At 50.4% G+C, this 16,398-nt stretch carries 15 protein-coding genes; 5 read left to right on the forward strand and 10 right to left on the reverse strand.

The features are described 5' to 3' along the window. Nucleotides 1-8: 8 nt before the first annotated feature. Genes BD_RS18265 through BD_RS10770 form a run of 3 tightly spaced genes read right to left on the reverse strand, consistent with a single transcriptional unit; the run spans nt 9 to nt 1,793 of the window. On the reverse strand, nt 9-155 hold the full coding sequence (locus BD_RS18265) for a hypothetical protein (protein WP_011164774.1): 147 nt from the start codon (nt 153-155) through the stop codon (nt 9-11). Then, complete coding sequence (locus tag BD_RS10765; RefSeq protein ID WP_038449626.1) at nt 152-1,006, reverse strand: tRNA threonylcarbamoyladenosine dehydratase; 855 nt, start codon at nt 1,004-1,006, stop codon at nt 152-154. Before BD_RS10765 ends, BD_RS18265 begins: the two co-directional genes overlap by 4 nt. Continuing rightward, entirely contained in the window at nt 984-1,793 is an 810-nt protein-coding gene (locus tag BD_RS10770) for a TatD family hydrolase (RefSeq protein ID WP_011164776.1), read from the reverse strand. The genes BD_RS10765 and BD_RS10770 overlap by 23 nt, the downstream gene beginning before the upstream one ends. Nucleotides 1,794-1,873: 80 nt before the next feature. Here BD_RS10770 and BD_RS10775 point away from each other — a divergent pair, with 80 nt between their 5' ends. Further along, nucleotides 1,874-2,932 carry a hypothetical protein gene (locus BD_RS10775; RefSeq protein WP_011164777.1) on the forward strand — a complete coding sequence of 353 codons (1,059 nt, stop codon included), beginning with the start codon at nt 1,874-1,876 and terminating at the stop codon, nt 2,930-2,932. Nucleotides 2,933-2,987: 55 nt separating this feature from the next. Here BD_RS10775 and BD_RS10780 read toward each other — a convergent pair whose 3' ends face one another. Next, the gene (locus BD_RS10780) at nt 2,988-3,626 is read right to left on the reverse strand and encodes a DedA family protein (protein WP_038449629.1); all 639 of its coding nucleotides are present in this window, start codon (nt 3,624-3,626) and stop codon (nt 2,988-2,990) included. A 132-nt stretch (nt 3,627-3,758) separates the two neighbouring features. Between BD_RS10780 and BD_RS10785 the strand changes: the two genes are divergently transcribed. Continuing rightward, complete coding sequence (locus BD_RS10785; RefSeq protein ID WP_011164779.1) at nt 3,759-4,610, forward strand: RluA family pseudouridine synthase; 852 nt, start codon at nt 3,759-3,761, stop codon at nt 4,608-4,610. Here BD_RS10785 and BD_RS10790 read toward each other — a convergent pair. Next, entirely contained in the window at nt 4,607-5,527 is a 921-nt protein-coding gene (locus BD_RS10790) for a hypothetical protein (RefSeq protein WP_011164780.1), read from the reverse strand. The two genes, BD_RS10785 and BD_RS10790, sit on opposite strands and share 4 nt — an antisense overlap. A 149-nt stretch (nt 5,528-5,676) precedes the next feature. Between BD_RS10790 and BD_RS10795 the strand changes: the two genes are divergently transcribed. Then, nucleotides 5,677-6,864, forward strand: a complete 1,188-nt coding sequence (locus BD_RS10795) for an endonuclease/exonuclease/phosphatase family protein (RefSeq protein WP_011164781.1) — start codon at nt 5,677-5,679, stop codon at nt 6,862-6,864. A gap of 71 nt (nt 6,865-6,935) precedes the next feature. Here BD_RS10795 and BD_RS10800 read toward each other — a convergent pair whose 3' ends face one another. The 5 genes from BD_RS10800 to BD_RS10820 all read right to left on the reverse strand — a co-directional run bounded on the left by BD_RS10800 (nt 6,936) and on the right by BD_RS10820 (nt 13,923). Beyond that, entirely contained in the window at nt 6,936-7,886 is a 951-nt protein-coding gene (locus tag BD_RS10800; protein WP_144313850.1) for a hypothetical protein, read from the reverse strand. An 83-nt stretch (nt 7,887-7,969) separates the two neighbouring features. Then, nucleotides 7,970-9,151 carry a THUMP domain-containing class I SAM-dependent RNA methyltransferase gene (locus BD_RS10805; protein WP_011164783.1) on the reverse strand — a complete coding sequence of 394 codons (1,182 nt, stop codon included), beginning with the start codon at nt 9,149-9,151 and terminating at the stop codon, nt 7,970-7,972. Between the two features lies 1 nt (nt 9,152). Further along, nucleotides 9,153-10,172, reverse strand: coding sequence for a hypothetical protein (locus BD_RS10810; protein WP_226988171.1), 1,020 nt, complete (start codon nt 10,170-10,172; stop codon nt 9,153-9,155). A gap of 60 nt (nt 10,173-10,232) precedes the next feature. Then, on the reverse strand, nt 10,233-12,566 hold the full coding sequence (locus BD_RS10815) for a hypothetical protein (protein WP_144313851.1): 2,334 nt from the start codon (nt 12,564-12,566) through the stop codon (nt 10,233-10,235). Continuing rightward, the gene (locus BD_RS10820; protein ID WP_011164786.1) at nt 12,556-13,923 is read right to left on the reverse strand and encodes a hypothetical protein; all 1,368 of its coding nucleotides are present in this window, start codon (nt 13,921-13,923) and stop codon (nt 12,556-12,558) included. Before BD_RS10820 ends, BD_RS10815 begins: the two co-directional genes overlap by 11 nt. Before the next feature lie 120 nt (nt 13,924-14,043). On the opposite strand from BD_RS10820, the gene BD_RS10825 reads away from it, so the two are divergent. Further along, nucleotides 14,044-15,090, forward strand: coding sequence for a glycosyltransferase family 9 protein (locus BD_RS10825; RefSeq protein ID WP_011164787.1), 1,047 nt, complete (start codon nt 14,044-14,046; stop codon nt 15,088-15,090). After that, nucleotides 15,087-16,379: a 3-deoxy-D-manno-octulosonic acid transferase gene (locus BD_RS10830; RefSeq protein WP_011164788.1), complete on the forward strand. Its 1,293-nt coding sequence runs from the start codon at nt 15,087-15,089 to the stop codon at nt 16,377-16,379. Before BD_RS10825 ends, BD_RS10830 begins: the two co-directional genes overlap by 4 nt. Nucleotides 16,380-16,398: the final 19 nt, after the last annotated feature.

Here is a 16,398-nt window from a genome sequence, read left to right on the forward strand (position 1 = left end):
TTTGGAATTTAGTTTTGAACAGAGGCGGCTGCAACAGCGGCCGCTTTTCTTTTGGCTTTGCCCTCTTTATACCAGTGCCAGAAGGTGGCACCCAGGAAGCCAAAGCTGAACAGAATAATCAAAGTTATCAGGATGAACCAGGCTAGAACGATCATGCTTTTGCCTCCGCCCAAACTTGAGCATGGATTTCATTCACGATATGAGAAGCCATGGCCAAACCAAAAGCCCCCGTCACATAGCTCGCAGTTCCCCAGATCACGTTACGGCTGTCACAGCTGTGCAGATCGTTTTGACCTTTCGGGCAAACGCATTTGAAACCCTGACCGTTGTCGTATTTCAGCTCCACCGGCTGAATCGGAGTTTCATCCGAGAAGATGCAAGGAATGCCGAAATTCTTTTCCGGGAAATCATATTTCTGGCGCAGCATTTTTCGTACTTGAGCGGCCATGGGATCAACATACGTATCAGCCAAGTCCGCCTTCTTGATGCGAAGTGGATCCATCTTCGCCGCAGAACCACCGGAAGTGATGACTTTGATACCACGCTCGCGGCAGGTCGCCAGCAAGTGGGTTTTTGCCGTCAGGTTGTCGATGGCATCCACAATATAGTCCGGCTTATGGGACAACATCATTTCCGAGTTTTCAGCGTTGTAGAATTCCGGAATCACAGTGACGGTGTTCTGCGGGTTGATTTTGCGCAGACGCTCGCCCATCACTTCGGCCTTCTTTTTACCCACCAGGCCTTGCAAAGCATGCAACTGGCGGTTGGCGTTGGTGATGCAGATTTCATCGAAATCGATGATCGTCAGCTTGCCGACGCCCGAACGAGCCAGGGATTCCGCAGCCCAAGAGCCCACGCCGCCCAAACCAATCACCATCACGTGAGTGTTGAAAAGGCGTTTCATCACCTCGTCTCCAACCAGGCGCCCCATACGATCGAAACGGCGGTGCAAAACGTACTCAGTTTCTTGAGGTTGAGGCAAATTAGGTGATTGTGTGGTTTCCATGAAAAAGTCTCCGAAAGTTTGCAGTAGTGATATCTAATATTTCCAGAGGATCAAGTGATTTTAGCTCCCCTATAGTTCTTGCCACCTCCCAGATGCTTTCTGGGGGATTTAAGCGGCCTTTATAGGCAGGAGGCCCCTGATCCGGGCTGTCACTTTCAATTAAAAGCTGTTCCAGGGGGATTTCACGCACCGCCTGATGCAGCTTCTGATTGTCCGGGCGACACACCGGGCCTCCAATGGACAGCATAAGGCCCCTTTGCAGGAACTCCTGCGCCTTATAAGCACTGCCATTGAACGAGTGTACCATGCCTTTTTGCTTTGGCAGCCCCCACACGTCCATGATCTTAAGACTTTCCTCGTGGGCCTGCACCAGATGCAAAACCAAGGGCTTCCCCGTGATATGTCCCAGTTCCAACTGTTGCTCAAATACGCCAATCTGCCGCTCCATGGAGTCTTTCATGATATTGGGGCGGAAATCCAAGCCCAGCTCCCCCAAACCGTCGGCTTCGGGCAGTGCCTGCGCCAGCAGATCCAGAGCCTGCTCACATTCATCATCATCGTGGGCCGCAACCCAGTACGGGTGCAGTCCAAAACAAAGGCCGATGTGGCTGGGATAACGAGCTTTGATTTCACGCTGGCGTTGCCAGTCCTCGGGATCAACCCCGCCCTGCATAAAGAAGGCGATGCCCTTGGTGCGGGCCTCGTCGATAATAGTATCCACCTGTCCCTGCCATCGCAGGTCCGCAAGGTGTCCGTGAGCATCGATCCAATAGCCAAATCCAACCATAGGTCTAGGTTATATCCTGAAAACCCGGACTCGAACAAGGCCGCAGTTCAACCGATAACAACAGACATGTAGGAGTATGTATGAAGCATAAAAGCTTGCGTTTGGGTTTTGATGTCACCATGGAAAAGGGTTCCACCTGGAAACCTGTGAAGGTTCAATTCTGGAATCAACCATCTGCTTACGATAAATTCAAAGCCTCTGAGCCGTTCAAGTACATGTCTGACGCCTTGGTAGGATTGTCTTTGGTCAAATTGAATCACTACATCAAAAGCCCGGTGGCAACTCCCCACCTGGATTATAACTTTGCGAGCGAAGCCTGGAAGGCATTGGATCCACACACCGAGCTTTACGAACGCTCTTTGCCACGCGTGCGTGCATTGCAGTCTCACATCGCGGTTGTGAATCCGGAACTGTGTGCCGAGTTTGAATCCAACTTCAATGAACACTTTGAAACGGCCTTGAAACCCTGGGGTGTGGACCTGACGGCTTTGTGGCCGCTTCTGGACAGCTTCAGCTGGTTTGAAACCAAAATGGGTCAGCCATTGATGTACAACTTCGGTTTGAACTTCTCTAAACCGTTTGTCGACAAACTTCAGTATCTTTACTCTTTCCTGTACAACCTCAGAAGCCTGGTGGCTGTGGATCACAACGCTCACGTTGAAGACCCATCCCATGAAGGTGTTAAAGTGGACGCCATCACCGACTATCTGCCGCGCGCGGAATATGTGGTGAATGATGCCTTGTTGTACTGGAACTTCAAAAAGTTCTCTCAGCCGTTTGCGGGCCCTAAAACTCCGGACAGCCGTGTGGAAAAACTGCTGGTGAACCCGATGGAAAAAGCCTTCCATAAGTATTCCCACAATGCCTGCCACCTGGTGGACAATCTGCCGAAAAACTTCATCGAATCCTTGAGCCCGATGGAGCTGGAAGAAGCCTTCTATCTCGTTCAGATGGACTGGCTGCTGGGTTCCCCTGCTGGTTTGCTGTTCAAAATCCGCGAAGAGATCTTTGCCCTGCAAAGTGGCTATGAGAAAATCTTCTGGAAGGACGTGGAGCCTAAGTTCCACTCAAAACCCGTCAGCCTGCACCTGTGCTGCGAGGTGACTCCGGAAGCGGTCTTCGGCAGCAACGCTGCATAAGATGTTTGCTTGCATTAAAAACTAAAAAGCCCAGCTTCGAGCTGGGCTTTTCTTTTTAGCGACTGGCAGCGCGGGCCGCCCAGCGCTGATGGATTTTCTTGGCGACAAAGTAAATAACCAAAAGACCGATGATTCCGAAAAGAACCAGCTTGAACTGACGCAGGTACTTCAGGATCGGCTCTCCGTAATGCGCCAGCAGGTAAATCTGAGTCGGCACGCTGATCAAGGCCGCGATACCGTCGATAACCAGGAACTTCCACACTGGGTATCTCAACATCCCGCAGGCCAAGTGCCCTGGGAAACGCAAACCCGGAGTGAAACGGAAGATACCACAAGCATAGGCGCCGTATTTGTGAGTCCACTCTTCCACACGTTTCATCATGTGCTCAGGGAAGAACTTGTGAACTCTGGGGTGATACAGAAGCTTTCGTCCAAACACCCTTCCTATCACATAGATCAGGGTGTCACTGGCCACGACGGCCGTAAAGGCTATGATGGCGGCGGTATGAACATTGACGACAGGGGCGCCCTCATAAGGGGGCGGGAAATGCGCAGGGTGGGCACCCATAAAGGCCAAAATACCCACGCTAATCAGGGTGACTTCTTCCGGCAGCGGGAAACCAACGGCAGATAATGCCATCATCGCGATCAAACCGGCGTAAACCATCCCCGGCTGATACGCAAACTGAGACATCCATTGAAATATTGGCTCGTTAGCAAACTCCAAGCTGCATCTCTCCTTGAGGACCTTACTATGGATGAAACTGTCTCACTTGAACACCCTTGCTACACCGTGCTATGAGTGTTTCTAACAGAAGATTGAAATATGCAGAGTGCCAGAGGATTTGAATACGGAGTTAGACATATATTAAGCCCCCAAGCGGGTGGGCTTTGTGATGTATTATTAGGCAATCTGGAACTTGATCGTGAACAAATTGAGTTTCTTCTGCATCTGGGTGCCATTTACCACAATCATCAGCGCACGACAGAAGATTCCTCGGTTTCTGTTGGCGACTATATCAGGGTCCACACTAAACCACGCCGATTCACCGCCAACGACGGTCAATGGAGATCCCGTATCGTCTTTGAGAACGAACACTTTGTCGTCACCAACAAAATCTCGGGCCTGCCGGTTCACGCGAGCGTTGATAATCTGCATGAAAATCTTCAGTCGTACTTGCAGCAGACTCTCCATCAAAACGTCTACGTCACTCACCGTCTGGATGTGCCCACGCGCGGATTGATTGTCTATGCGAAATCCCCTGAGTTTCAGACCGAGTTCAACAAATTGCTGATCGCGCGTGAAATGAACAAGATCTATCGCGCCCGCGTCCAGGGGCACAGCCTTTCCACCGGATTGCTGCAACATTATATGGAGCCCTCCCCGCGTGCACCGAAAGTGGTCAGCAAAGAACTGCAACCCAAGTGGCAGGAATGCCTTCTTGAGATTCTTGAGTTTTCAAAGCTAGAAAACGAAATGAGTGAAGTGCGCATCAAGCTTCACACCGGGCGCACGCATCAGATTCGCGCGCAGCTATCAGCAGAAGGTCATCCCATTGTGGGCGATGTGGCGTATGGAGCTGTGAAAGTCTGGGACGAGGAAAGAATCGAACTTGAAGCCTGTGAGCTGGCGTTTACCAACCCGCTCACAGGGGAACATCACGAATTTAAAATCTAGAACAAGAACGCGTTGGTCATTACGAAGTACTGGGTGTTTTCCGGCTGACCGAAGGCAATGTCTTTGCCACGGTAGGAATTCAAAGTCGTCGTATTAGTTGCCCCCACCAGGAAACTGATGCCACGAACCGGGCGAATACCAAGGCTGATTTGATAAAACGCTTTGGTTACGTGACGAGGCTCGATGCCTTCGATTGTGGAAGAGTGATACCAGTCTTCTTCAATCCCGATACGAGGTTTGAAAGAGAAGTACTTGTTGATATCAGCAACCACTTCAAGGAAGTGCTCCAAGGAAGCCTGTTTGTTCGCCTGACGAGGGTCGGAAACATAGTTCCCGTCATCGAACTGAGGCATGTCATAGTTGAAGCTCGCCGTGCGGCTCTGCCAGTAGTAATCCGGTTTGATGCCGTAGCTGATGGAAGAGAATCTGCCAATAGAATATTCCAGATAAAGTTCCGCACGGAATTTTGCGATCAGGCCGGAGTCTTGAGAGAACTCACTGGTAGGAAGGTAAACTTTCGCGTTACCAGAAAGGTCGATGTCGCCGATATAACCCAAGTCATACATGGAATAAACCAGATGCACATCTGACAGCATGGTTTCAGACTTCACCTGATCGCCGTATTCATTCTGACCTGCAGTATTGAAAATGAACGGAACACGCAAAGAGGCTTTTTCATCTGCGTTCACTTTGTAGTTCATGCTGATGTAGGTGTAAGAGTCCTGAGAGCGGCCGTCAGTTTGTTCCTTGCCGGGCTTCATGTTGGCCTGGGAAACCACGTTGAAAAGGGTGAAGTTCCAGTTTCTGCGCAAAGTATCGCCGACAGACATCACCATGCTTTCTTCGCGCTCTTGAGCTTGAGCGAAAGGGGCAAGACAGGAGAAAACAAGGGAAAGTGCCAGGGCCTTTTTAAACATGGAAGCTCCTTAAGGGATCAAATTCGCTGGAAATATGCCATAGTGCGCCACGTTACACAATAGCGAATATTTAGACAGTATGAGTCTCAATAAATTCCTAAAACTCTTTCAACTTGAGTCCCCTGTCCCCTTCCCTTACAACTGAGGACATGAAAAATTTACTGCAACTTAAGAACCTGACCCTTGCTCTTCTTCTGTCCCTTCTTGTTGGCTGTGCCGTCACCTTCAAAAAGGCCGAGTTTAGCCTACCACCGAAGGCCGCTGACGAGGTTTCCGTGATGTCGTTCAACGTCGAAAATCTGTTCGACACGACCCACGATGAAAACCGCAATGACTACACTTATATGCCATTGGCGGTGAAACAGAAGGATCCGAAAATCGTTCAAGCCTGCAAAGACACCAACGACAGCTCTTACCGCGTGTCCGAGTGCCTTTCCACGGACTGGAGCGAGGAGCAGCTGGATAAAAAGCTGCAAAACCTAAGTAAGGTTGTACTGGGGGTAGACGGCAACGGCCCTGACGTTCTGATGCTGATCGAAGTTGAGAACGAAAACGTTCTGAACATCTGGAATAAAAAGTACCTGCAAAAAGCCGGTTACAGCACCGTGGTTCTGATCGAGGGCCCGGACAAGCGTGGTATCGACCTGGGCTTGATGTCCCGCCTGCCAGTGGTTGGAAAACCAGTCCTGCACCCGATTCCTTGGAAACCCAAAAACGATGAAGACAAAAAATGGATGGAAGCATCCCGTGGCGTTCTGGAAGTGACTTTGAAGGCGCCAAATGGCGATCCTATCACCTTCCTGACAGCCCACTTCCCGTCCCAGGCCAACCCGACTTACTGGCGTCAACAAGCTGCAGAGTTCGTGGCTAAATTGATCAAAGACAAGGGACCTGACACCATGGTTATTGCTGGTGGTGACTTGAACATCACCCACGAGGAAGAAAGCAAAGAAAACATCTTCCGCGACACCTTCAGCCCGGTGGGTGACGTTTCCCACTTCGTAGGCTGCAAAGAGTGCCCGGGCACCCACAACTATCGTAAGAGCTGGTCTTTCCTGGATGCGCACATCTATTCCAAAGCGCTTCTGGAAAAAGGCTCCGGCAGCTATAAAATGGAGCCAGGTACAATCGACGTGATCCGCTACGATGAAGTTCACTTGAAAAAGGGCAAGTACCCCCTGCGTTGGGACTATGACCGTCAAATCGGCGTGGCCGATCACTTCCCGCTGTATGTTCGTCTGAAGCAGCGTGGCCCGGCGAAAGCCCCGGTGAAGGATGAAGCTCCTGCCAAAGCAGTAAAGCCCGCTAAAGACGCTAAAAAGACGAAAAAGAAGTAGTCTTCAGAAGCTCAAAATAAAAAAGCCGCGAGAGATCGCGGCTTTTTTTATGCTCTGAATTTGAGAACTGATTAGTAGATCAGCATCAAAGAAAGATCGATGGTTGGGCGGGAACCACAAGCACCGTAAGTGGATTTGAAGCTGGACTGAGTCACTTCAATTCCTTCAGCGGTGGAGATCATGTTCTTAGGGTTTTTACCCTTCATCACCGTATCAAAGATCGCCACGTTGCAAAGACCCTGAAGCTCAACAGCCATTTTGCCGGCTTTCAAAGATGAGGTCCACGGTTTGCCGCCTTCTTTGATATAATCAAGTTTCGCGTCAGCATTTTTCACTGCTGCTTTTCCTGCCAGAAGCTCTTCCAAAGAAACTTCCAGTTTTTCAGAGAACTCGTACTGTTCACGAGTCGCTGCATTTTTCAGACGGCCATTGATAACACCTTTAGCCGTGATGCTGACTTTCAAAACGCCGTTTTCGTTCAGCGCTTCAACAACAGCTTCGTCTTCGTTCATGTTCACGAAGGTCTTTTCCAGATTCTTCTGATCCAAAGAGTTGCGGGATTTTTTAGAAACAGCCTTCACCGTCGCCACTTGACCATCAACGTAAGTCACATCGATGTCCCAGGTTTTAGTCAAAGTGTTCGCGAATTCACCTTTGGATGTTGTGTAGGCAGTGACAACTTTATCAGCCACCAGCTTCACTGTGTCGCCGCCGTCATCACGCTTGGTCACTTCCGCTTTATAAACAGACTTGTTAACGTCCTGGGAATCCAGAGCGTAACGAAGCACTTCCAAACCTTCCAGCTGCTTACCCACGATAAGTGTGGTGCTGGAGAAAGAACCGAACTGGAACTTGAAGCCCTGTTGACCGGCTTTTTTGTTCTTATTGTTCTTGCGCTCATTCTGCGCGATGATTTTTTTACGAACGGCATCGGAAGTAACCGCTTCGTCTTTCGGCGTACATGCTGTCGTCAAAAGTGCAGATGAAATAAATAGGACTGAAAGTAGTTTGGCTGTTTTCATGGAAAAGGAATGTAGCCGGAAAGGACGTTTTCCGCCAGTGGGTCCGTCGATTCCTTCAATAATTCTAACCAATTCCTGAAAATTTACAGACGTGTCAAAACTGTGAACAGGCAGCGCAAGCCGCCATTGTTGATTTTAACCTCTTTAAGCAGTTTATAGCCGGCTGGCACCGTCCCAAGACGCTCTTTTTCAGGGTAAAGAATACCCAGTTTCAAGGGCTTATGACGCTCACAGAGAAGCTTGGCCAGGGCCTTCAGCCCCCCGCTTCCGGCCACCGGAAGACGCTCTCCGTAAGGCGGATTCACCACCAACCACGAAGGCCCCACATCCTCACTGGCCTCCAGAGAATTGCCATGAATAAACTTGTGAGGCGCTTTCACAAATGCCGCCTTTTGCACGGCCTGAAGCTGACGTTCCACTTCGCTGAAGTTTCCCTCCGCGGCCGGGATCATATCAGCATCAATATCAAAACCCACATAAGCCTTAAACGGATGAGTCGCAGGCAGCTTATAGTTCAAAGCAAAACTGGAAGACTGGAAAAGCTTCGGGGCGCGCTTCCATTTTTTGAAGGCAAAGTCCCGAACAAACTGCCCGGCCCACAGGGCGCGCGCCTCGCACAGAAAGGTGCCTGAACCCATCATTGGATCCAATAGAGTGATTTGCGCCGTCTCTGCCGGGTTGCTGTTGCCGATGATTTCCTTTAACAGGATCGCCGCCAAAGTCTCACGCAGAGGGGCTTCCCCTTTTAGTGTGGCCCAGCCGCGCTTGTGCAGATGTTCACCCGTGGAATCAAGACTGATCGTGCAATTGTCATCATCCATGCGGATGTAAATGCTGGCGCAGGTTTCTTTGCCTTTAACACCTTTAAAAATTTCAGTCAGGGCGGCTTCGGCACTTTCCTGCAGGCGCTTTTCGTTGTTCAAACGGCTTTTTTGCGCCGCCACTTCCCACTCGACATGGGCGTGAGGCAGAAAATCGATCCACGGCAGGGCTTTGAATTTTTGATAGAACTTGGGAAGATCTTTCGCTTTGAATGAAGTCATTCGCAGCAACACACGATTGGCCGTCTTCAGGAAGAAATTCAGCTGCAGACCAATGAACAATTCTGTCTCGAATTCAAAACCGCCCTCAAGCACCGTGACTTCCGGAAACGGCAAAGAATGAGGTTTGGCATCTTTCCCCAAAAGGAACGGCCAAACTTCTTTCATTTCAGCCAAAGCCAACTTTTCAAAATCCAGCGGTGTCGCAACAAAAAAACGATTCATTTTAGAATCTCCAATACGCGTCGAACAGCAGATAGTAGCCGTCTTCGGGGGCGTATTTTAGGGAGGTGATGTCGGTGGAGTTGAGCGAGAAGCTCAGATGGAATTGATCCCAGATTTTGACATAGCTGAGATAGCCCCCGACCGCTTTGGATTCGAAGTTGTACGACGGACCCAACAAAACACGGTCCCAGTTGTCGAGGATGAATTCATAACCCGTCTGGAAGGAGCTTGTTCCAAGGGACTTGATCGCAGTGGTGTTGGCGGCATCTTCAAAACTGAACAGCGCCACGGACAAAAGCGTGTGCGAGATCACACTTTCAGAAGAAATTGAATCCCAGTAGATATTTAAATTCAGCGTGGAACGATTTTCATTCGGAATGCGCGCAAAGTTCAGACCGCCGGCAAAGTTATTGGAAGCGGACTGGTAAAGACGTGATTTGATCGTCGCATTGTAAGCCCCCAGAATGTCCGCCGGGATGATCGAAGAAACCGTCAGCCACTCTTTCCAGCCATAGTTCACCTGACCGTACCAGGTGATCAGGAATTCATTCTCCCACAGGGTTTCTGCGGTCTCACCGACTGCGATACCTTGCGTGAACAAAGGCTTGTACTTGGACGAGGTTTCTTTGGTGCCTTTTTTGATGATCAGATCGGTGGTGCCCTTATAACGATTGTTTTCAGAGCTTAAATCCAGATGCATGACCTGATCGCCGATCTGGATAAAGTTCATGCGGGACTGGCGCTGCAGTTCGCAGATCAGCTCATAGGTGCCGTCTTGTTTGTTCTCTATGCCGGTAATCTCGACGAAGCCCACGATGCCCACAGAAGGCGTCTGGGACTCGATGGCGACCATTTCGCCGATGTACCAGTCACTGGCCGTTGTGATCACACGCAGGGTCTTATTGTCGATGAAGGAATCAATGCGCCCGCGGGCCTCAGGCAGGGGTTTGGGCATTTCCATCGCGGGTTCGCGCAGAATAATAGGAACCTCTTCATCCATCGAGGATGAAGCCTGTGCCATAAAAGACACAAAACAGGTTGTCAGCACCAGAACAAGCCGCAGCATGTCCCGGAGCCTAACCTAGTTTTCAACCTTGTTCAATTGGTCCTTGAGGGTGCCGAAAAGACGGGCGATTTCCATGCGCTGAGCATCGTCAATGCCCCACATCTTTTTAAACTGGAAGCTGGCTATGCCACCAGCCCCCGGGATTTCGCCATAGAACACCAGATGCGCAAACCCTTCCTTGATCAGGAATTCATAAGTGCCCGGGTTCACCTTTTTAAAGAAGGACATAAATCTTGGCGCCGACGCATAGACCTCATCCACCGAAAGACCCTGGTTGTGGTCCGTATCGTAAATCACCATGATGGTTTCAATATAATGAAGGATCGTGACCATCGTGCGCACGTTTGCCGTTTCAATCAAACCCGGGCGCTGGGTTGGCGTCACCGAAGCCGCCAGCAGATAATCAAAGAACTGCTTCCACTGCTGGGCATTAAGGCCCCTGACATAATTCACCATGCCCGGCATGTTATTGAAGTACACACCGATATGCTTGCGCAGTTGTTCGCGGAAGCAGTCTTCTTTGTAAAAGTTAAAGCCAAAGACGTCCTTTTCCGGAGTCGCACACTGAGCCAGCTTCATATGATCAGACACGGCATTGGAAGTCCCAAGCCCCGCCGAGAACAGCGTGGTCACAAATTCGAAGGTTTCCTTCTGATCCATGCCGTCGTTGCCGTTACCGCTGAAGGTGAAGAAGTTCGCCTCCAGGAAACTGCGGGAACCGGAGTTCGCCGAACGCGGATCAAAGGCTTTCAGATCCAGACCCAATTCCTGGAAGTCCTCATACCAGGACACCAGACCCTTTTCGCTCATCTGGGACTGACTGAGTCGGCCGCCGACATTGTCAGCATAACCCAACATCAGCATGCGCGACAGAACACGCATCAAGTTGAACTTGGTCAAAGCCGCCCAGGTCTGTTTGGTCTGACTGGCCGAGGCTGAAATGATCAAACGCCCATCGGCATTGAAGTTCACCATCGTCGGGTTCTTGATCAAATCGCCAATGTCCGCCCACGCGTCTTCCAAGGCCTTTTGCTCAAAGGCGTCATCGGTCAGGCCTTTTTCAATCACATAGGATTTGTTGAACTTGTTATAGTGCTCAACCAGTTGTTTTTGCGTGACTGCACCACCCAGCGCATCCATCGGGATGTTGTCGATGAAACTCTGATGCAAGCGGAAGATATTCAGTTCGCGTTGAATGCTCAGGATGTGCTTTTTCTCCAAACCCAGCAGACTGCGGGAGTCCGCCATGCGCGCCGGATCAAGGATCTTCATCAAAACAGCCTTGTAGGCCTTGATCAAAGACTTGGGCCGTATCAGGTCCGTGGCTGAAGGCAAGATCTGATTGATCAGATTGTCGATGTCTTCAACCGGAATGCGGCCCGATGTTTTCATCTGATGAGAATTCAAAAGAAGCTCCAGCCCTTGCGCCAGGAACTGACTGGTTTGACGGACCTTTGCTGCGTTGGTGAACTGAAGGTCGCCAATGACATAGTGGTACTTCAATGCCAGTTCGTACAGATCCAACAGCGTATCAAGACTTTCACTCCACTGATAAAGTCCGGCGAAATGTGCACGACGGCCCATCAATACGACTTTGACGGATTCCACCATCGGAACCCACTGGCTGTATTTTTGGTAAGGCGCAAAAGGCTCTGCACCACGGATGAATTCGGCAAATCCGGACAGGGCTTTTTTGGCGTCATCAAAGCTGTAATCAGACTTGGCGATCTGGGTTTTTTCCAGCAATCGTTGCAGGGAACGGCGCAACTGATCCACCGCTGCGGAAATCTGTTCCCACTCGGTCTTGTCGTTCTGATTTTGATTCAAAAGCAGTTTCACATGAGGAGACAGCTCGATGGATTCATCACGCAACAGGCCCAGAATTTCCACCAGACGCACGATTTCGTCCTTGGTGATATGACTGGTTGAGCCGCCCAAAAGCGCACGCTTGATTTTCATCAGCTCAGCGGCAAATTCCGGAGTCACATTGTTCTTTTTCAGGAAGTACTTGCCAAAGAAACGGCGCATTTCCTCGACGGTGTAGGCATTATCCAAAGATCCGAAGGTCTTTTTATTAAAGTAAGTCAAAGCATCCGTCATACAGTCAAAGCCCTGACGGATTTCAGACTCTTTCGCCTCTCCTACTGAGAACTTTTCCAAATGCTGCGGGATCACCTGAAGACAAGCAAAACGAGTATCCGAGAACTCAATCACCTCAGGTTCAGCCTTTTTCCCATTCAGGAAATCACTGCAACCCACGGAAGACAGACCAAATGCCGACACCAAAATCAAAGATGCAGCCCTCTTGGAAACGGCCATAAAAGCCTTGTTACGAGCTCTAGAAGACATAGGCGGCTCCTAACATCAGGCGGTCGTTGTTTTCAAATTGCGCGATATCGTTTTGGTTTTCCTGGCTTGCCGGCTCGGCCTTGACCATTTGCATTTCGCCGATGAAGGACCACAGGCCCGACAGGCGGAATCGGGCGCTGACACGTATCAGGTCAAACTTGTTTTTCTCTGAATGCGTATAGCTGACCTTGGTGATCAGCTTCTTCGTGCGTTTAAAGCTGAAGTTCCCCATCAAAGACAACTGTGTTGCCTGCTGATAAGGGTAACGGGTCATCAGAGGTGCGCGGTTTTCATTGGCAAGTTCGCCCTCTTCAGTGACCTTACCGCCATAGATTTCCAGGTGCTGCAAGGCTACACCGAAATAGGAATTAGTCCACTCGACAAACGGGCTGACCAAAACGGCGTCTTCAAATGTCGGATGGGTCCACTTTTCTTCAAAGATCTCATCTTTACTTGGCCTGTCATACAGACCACTGACGCCCACGCGCAGGCGATCGGATTTATAGCTGATATCACCACCCACCAGCGAGTGATAGAAGACCTGAGGCTGCAGATTCACGGCCCCTTTTAGTTCAGCGACATTCAGATTTCCCTCGTAACCGATGGCCAATTGATTGGATGGTTTATAGGTGTAAGCCAGTTGCCCGCGCAACCCTTGCGGATCGCCAAAGGCCAGTTTCATACCAAAAGAGTTTTGCAAGACAACTTCAGTTTCGGAGGGCTTTTCGAAAGTATAATCAATGGCCGTGGCCTCTTCCCAGATTCGGATGCTTTCTGGAGGACGGCGGAACCAGGGGTTCCCCTTCACAAAGCTGCCATTTTCAATATCAAAACTGGGTCCCTGATCCGGAATAAAGATCGGAGAAGCAAACAGCAGAAGCGTGTAATACGGCTTATCCACCTGCCAGAAAATCCCGGTCAAACCCTGGCTTTCGGCGTTCAAAGGATTCCATTTGAACAATGGCTCCCACACACCCAGATCCCAGCGGGCATCCAGTTCATTCCACAGCATTTTCTTGCGTCCCATATAGAAATTCTCAGTTTCACTGAGGCGCGTTTCCAGATAGAACTCGGAAATATTGAGGTAATTTAGCAACGGGGCCCCGATCGCCACCCCACCGGAAACGTCCATCTTAAATGGCGCCTCGCTGAAGGTGTCGCTTTTTAACTGGGCTCCGACAAACTGATAATTGGTCTTTTCCGCGGCCTCAAAGGTCGGGCTAATGAAAGAATCCGAGAATAAACGCATCTCGGTCTGCACCTGCGCAGACGCAAAAAACGGGGTCAAAACCAGCAGCATGAACCCGATTAAAGATGTGTTTAGGGCCCCCAAAACGGGGACTTGTTTGAAAGCCATGGGCCTCCCATCAATGAGCTTTACTTCAATGCCCGTGCCCGGCCAGAACGCCTATAGGCGAATACCCTTTCCACCTTTTAAACAAGTGACCTTTTTCGGCGCCTTTGCTAGATTAGTCCCATGTTGGTACGGGACCCTAATAGTGCTAAATTTTTAATCATTCGCTTTTCCAGCTTTGGAGATGTCGTTCAGACTTTGAGCGTTCCTTCGGCTATCAAAGAAACCTATCCCAATGCCGAGATCCACTGGATCACCCGCAAGGACATGGCTCCTTTGCTGAAAAACCATCCCAACATCCAACGCATCTGGGAGTTTGATCGTAAGGCGGGCTTATCAGGCCTGATCAAGCTGTGTCTACAAATGCGCAAGGAAGGCTTCACGCACATATACGACGCCCACAACAACATGCGCTCCCGCGTGATTTCCTGGATTCTGCGTCCGCTGGGAATCCTGGGTGTGGGTCCGAAGTTCATCCGCCGTTCGATCCGTCGTTGGAAGCGTCTGCTGCTGTTTAAGTTCCGCATCAACACATTCGAGATGCCCTTCAACGGACAGCGCGATTTGCTGGAACCCCTGCAGCCCTGGGGCATTTCCCGCAGAGCGCCGGCAGCTCCGCAAATTTTCCCCAGCGAAGAAAGTTTCCACAAAGCCCGCGAAGTTCTGGGGCATTATGCCGGCTCCGTGGCCCTGGCTCCGTCCGCCGCGTTCTTTTTAAAACGCTGGCCGAAAGAATACTGGCAAGAGCTGATTCTGCTGTGCCCGGATCAGCGTTTTGTTCTGTTGGGTGGACCGGAAGATTCCTTTATCGAGGACATTAAAGCCGCGGCCCCTGAGCGAGTTTTAAATCTGGCTGGCAAGTGCTCTTTGCAAGTCAGTTCCAGCGTCGTGGGCTTGTCTGCGGCGTTGATCAGCAACGACACCGGGCTTTTGCACGTGGCCGAACAACTGGGGCAAAAAACCATCGCGTTGATGGGCCCTGCACCCTTTGGGTTCCCGTCCCGTCCGTCCACAAGAATTCTTGAAATTGAACTGAAGTGCCGGCCATGCAGCAAGCACGGTCAGGGCCCTTGTGTGAATAAGTTCAAATATCACCAGTGTCTGGTCGACATCACCCCACAGCAAGTGGCGATGGAACTAAAACAGCTGCTGCAACGGAACCAGCCATGAGTGCTTTGATTTTCTATTTCTATAAATTCGCCATCGTCCCTCTGGCTTATTTACTTCTGCAGCTTTTGCGCCCGTTTTTGCAAGGCAAGCTGCGCGAGATGATCGAGGACAAGAACAAAGGCTTTTATAAAATCAAGAAAGCTGGCAGCGAAGCTGATATTGCCCAGGCACGCCCTTTCTGGATTCACGCGGCCAGTGGCGAAATTGAATATGCCCGTCCGGTGATCCGTGAACTAAAAAAACAACACCCGAACATTCCGGTTCTGGTGACGTATTCTTCCCCTTCAGCAAAAAAGATTCTGGAAAGCCTGCATGACGTGGATGTGTGGTGCGCCCTTCCCTGGGATCTGGATTTCCAGATGCAGGACTTTATCAAACGCTGGAACCCGCGGGTTTTGCTTTTCTCGCGCACCGATGTGTGGCCCGTGCTGGTGTCAGTGACTCGCAAAATGGGGATTCCGTCGGCGCTGTTTTCGGCGACCTTTGCGGATAATTCTTCCCGCCTGAAGGGAATCACCCGCCATCTGACCCGTTATTCTTTGAATCATCTTTCAGAGATTCACTGTGTGTCGGCGGAAGACATTCAGAATCTGGATACACTGGGGCTGAAAGTCCCGATGCTGGTCAGCGGTGACACTCGCTTTGATCAGGTCTTCCACCGTCTTGAAAATCCAAAAGCTTTGAAGAATCAACTGATCCCAAGCCCTGAAGACTTTGTCTTTATCGCAGGCAGCACCTGGGGCGAAGACGAACTTGTCCTTTTGCCGGCCTTGGAAAAGATGAAGGGTATTTACATGCGCGTGATCTTGGCGCCGCATGAAACCACGCCCGCCCACCTGGAACATCTGGAAAACCAGATGAAAGCTTTGGGACTTTCTTATGTGCGTTACTCCCAAACGGAAGAATGGCCGGCAGGAAGTATTCTGCTGGTGGATCAAGTCGGCATTCTGGCTGAACTTTACACTTGGGCCGACATCGCCTTTATCGGCGGATCGTTCAAGAAACAAGTACACAGCGTGATGGAAGCTCTGGCCGCCGGATTGCCAGTCATGGTGGGACCACATCATCGCAATAACCGCGAAGCTTTGTTCTATCAGAAAAAGAATTATTCATCCGGCATGATTGTGCAGGTGGTTCATTCCTCGGCGGACATCGCTGTGCTGCTGCAAAGAATGAAAAAGCAACAAGAACAGATCCCGCACATCAAAGAGGAGATCAGATCCGAAATCGGCAAGAACCGAAACTCCACGCAACGAGTTCTTTCAGCCATTGAAAAAGTCATTTCCTGACAATCACGCGTTGACTACA

This window comes from Bdellovibrio bacteriovorus HD100 (genome assembly GCF_000196175.1).
GTDB lineage: Bacteria > Bdellovibrionota > Bdellovibrionia > Bdellovibrionales > Bdellovibrionaceae > Bdellovibrio > Bdellovibrio bacteriovorus.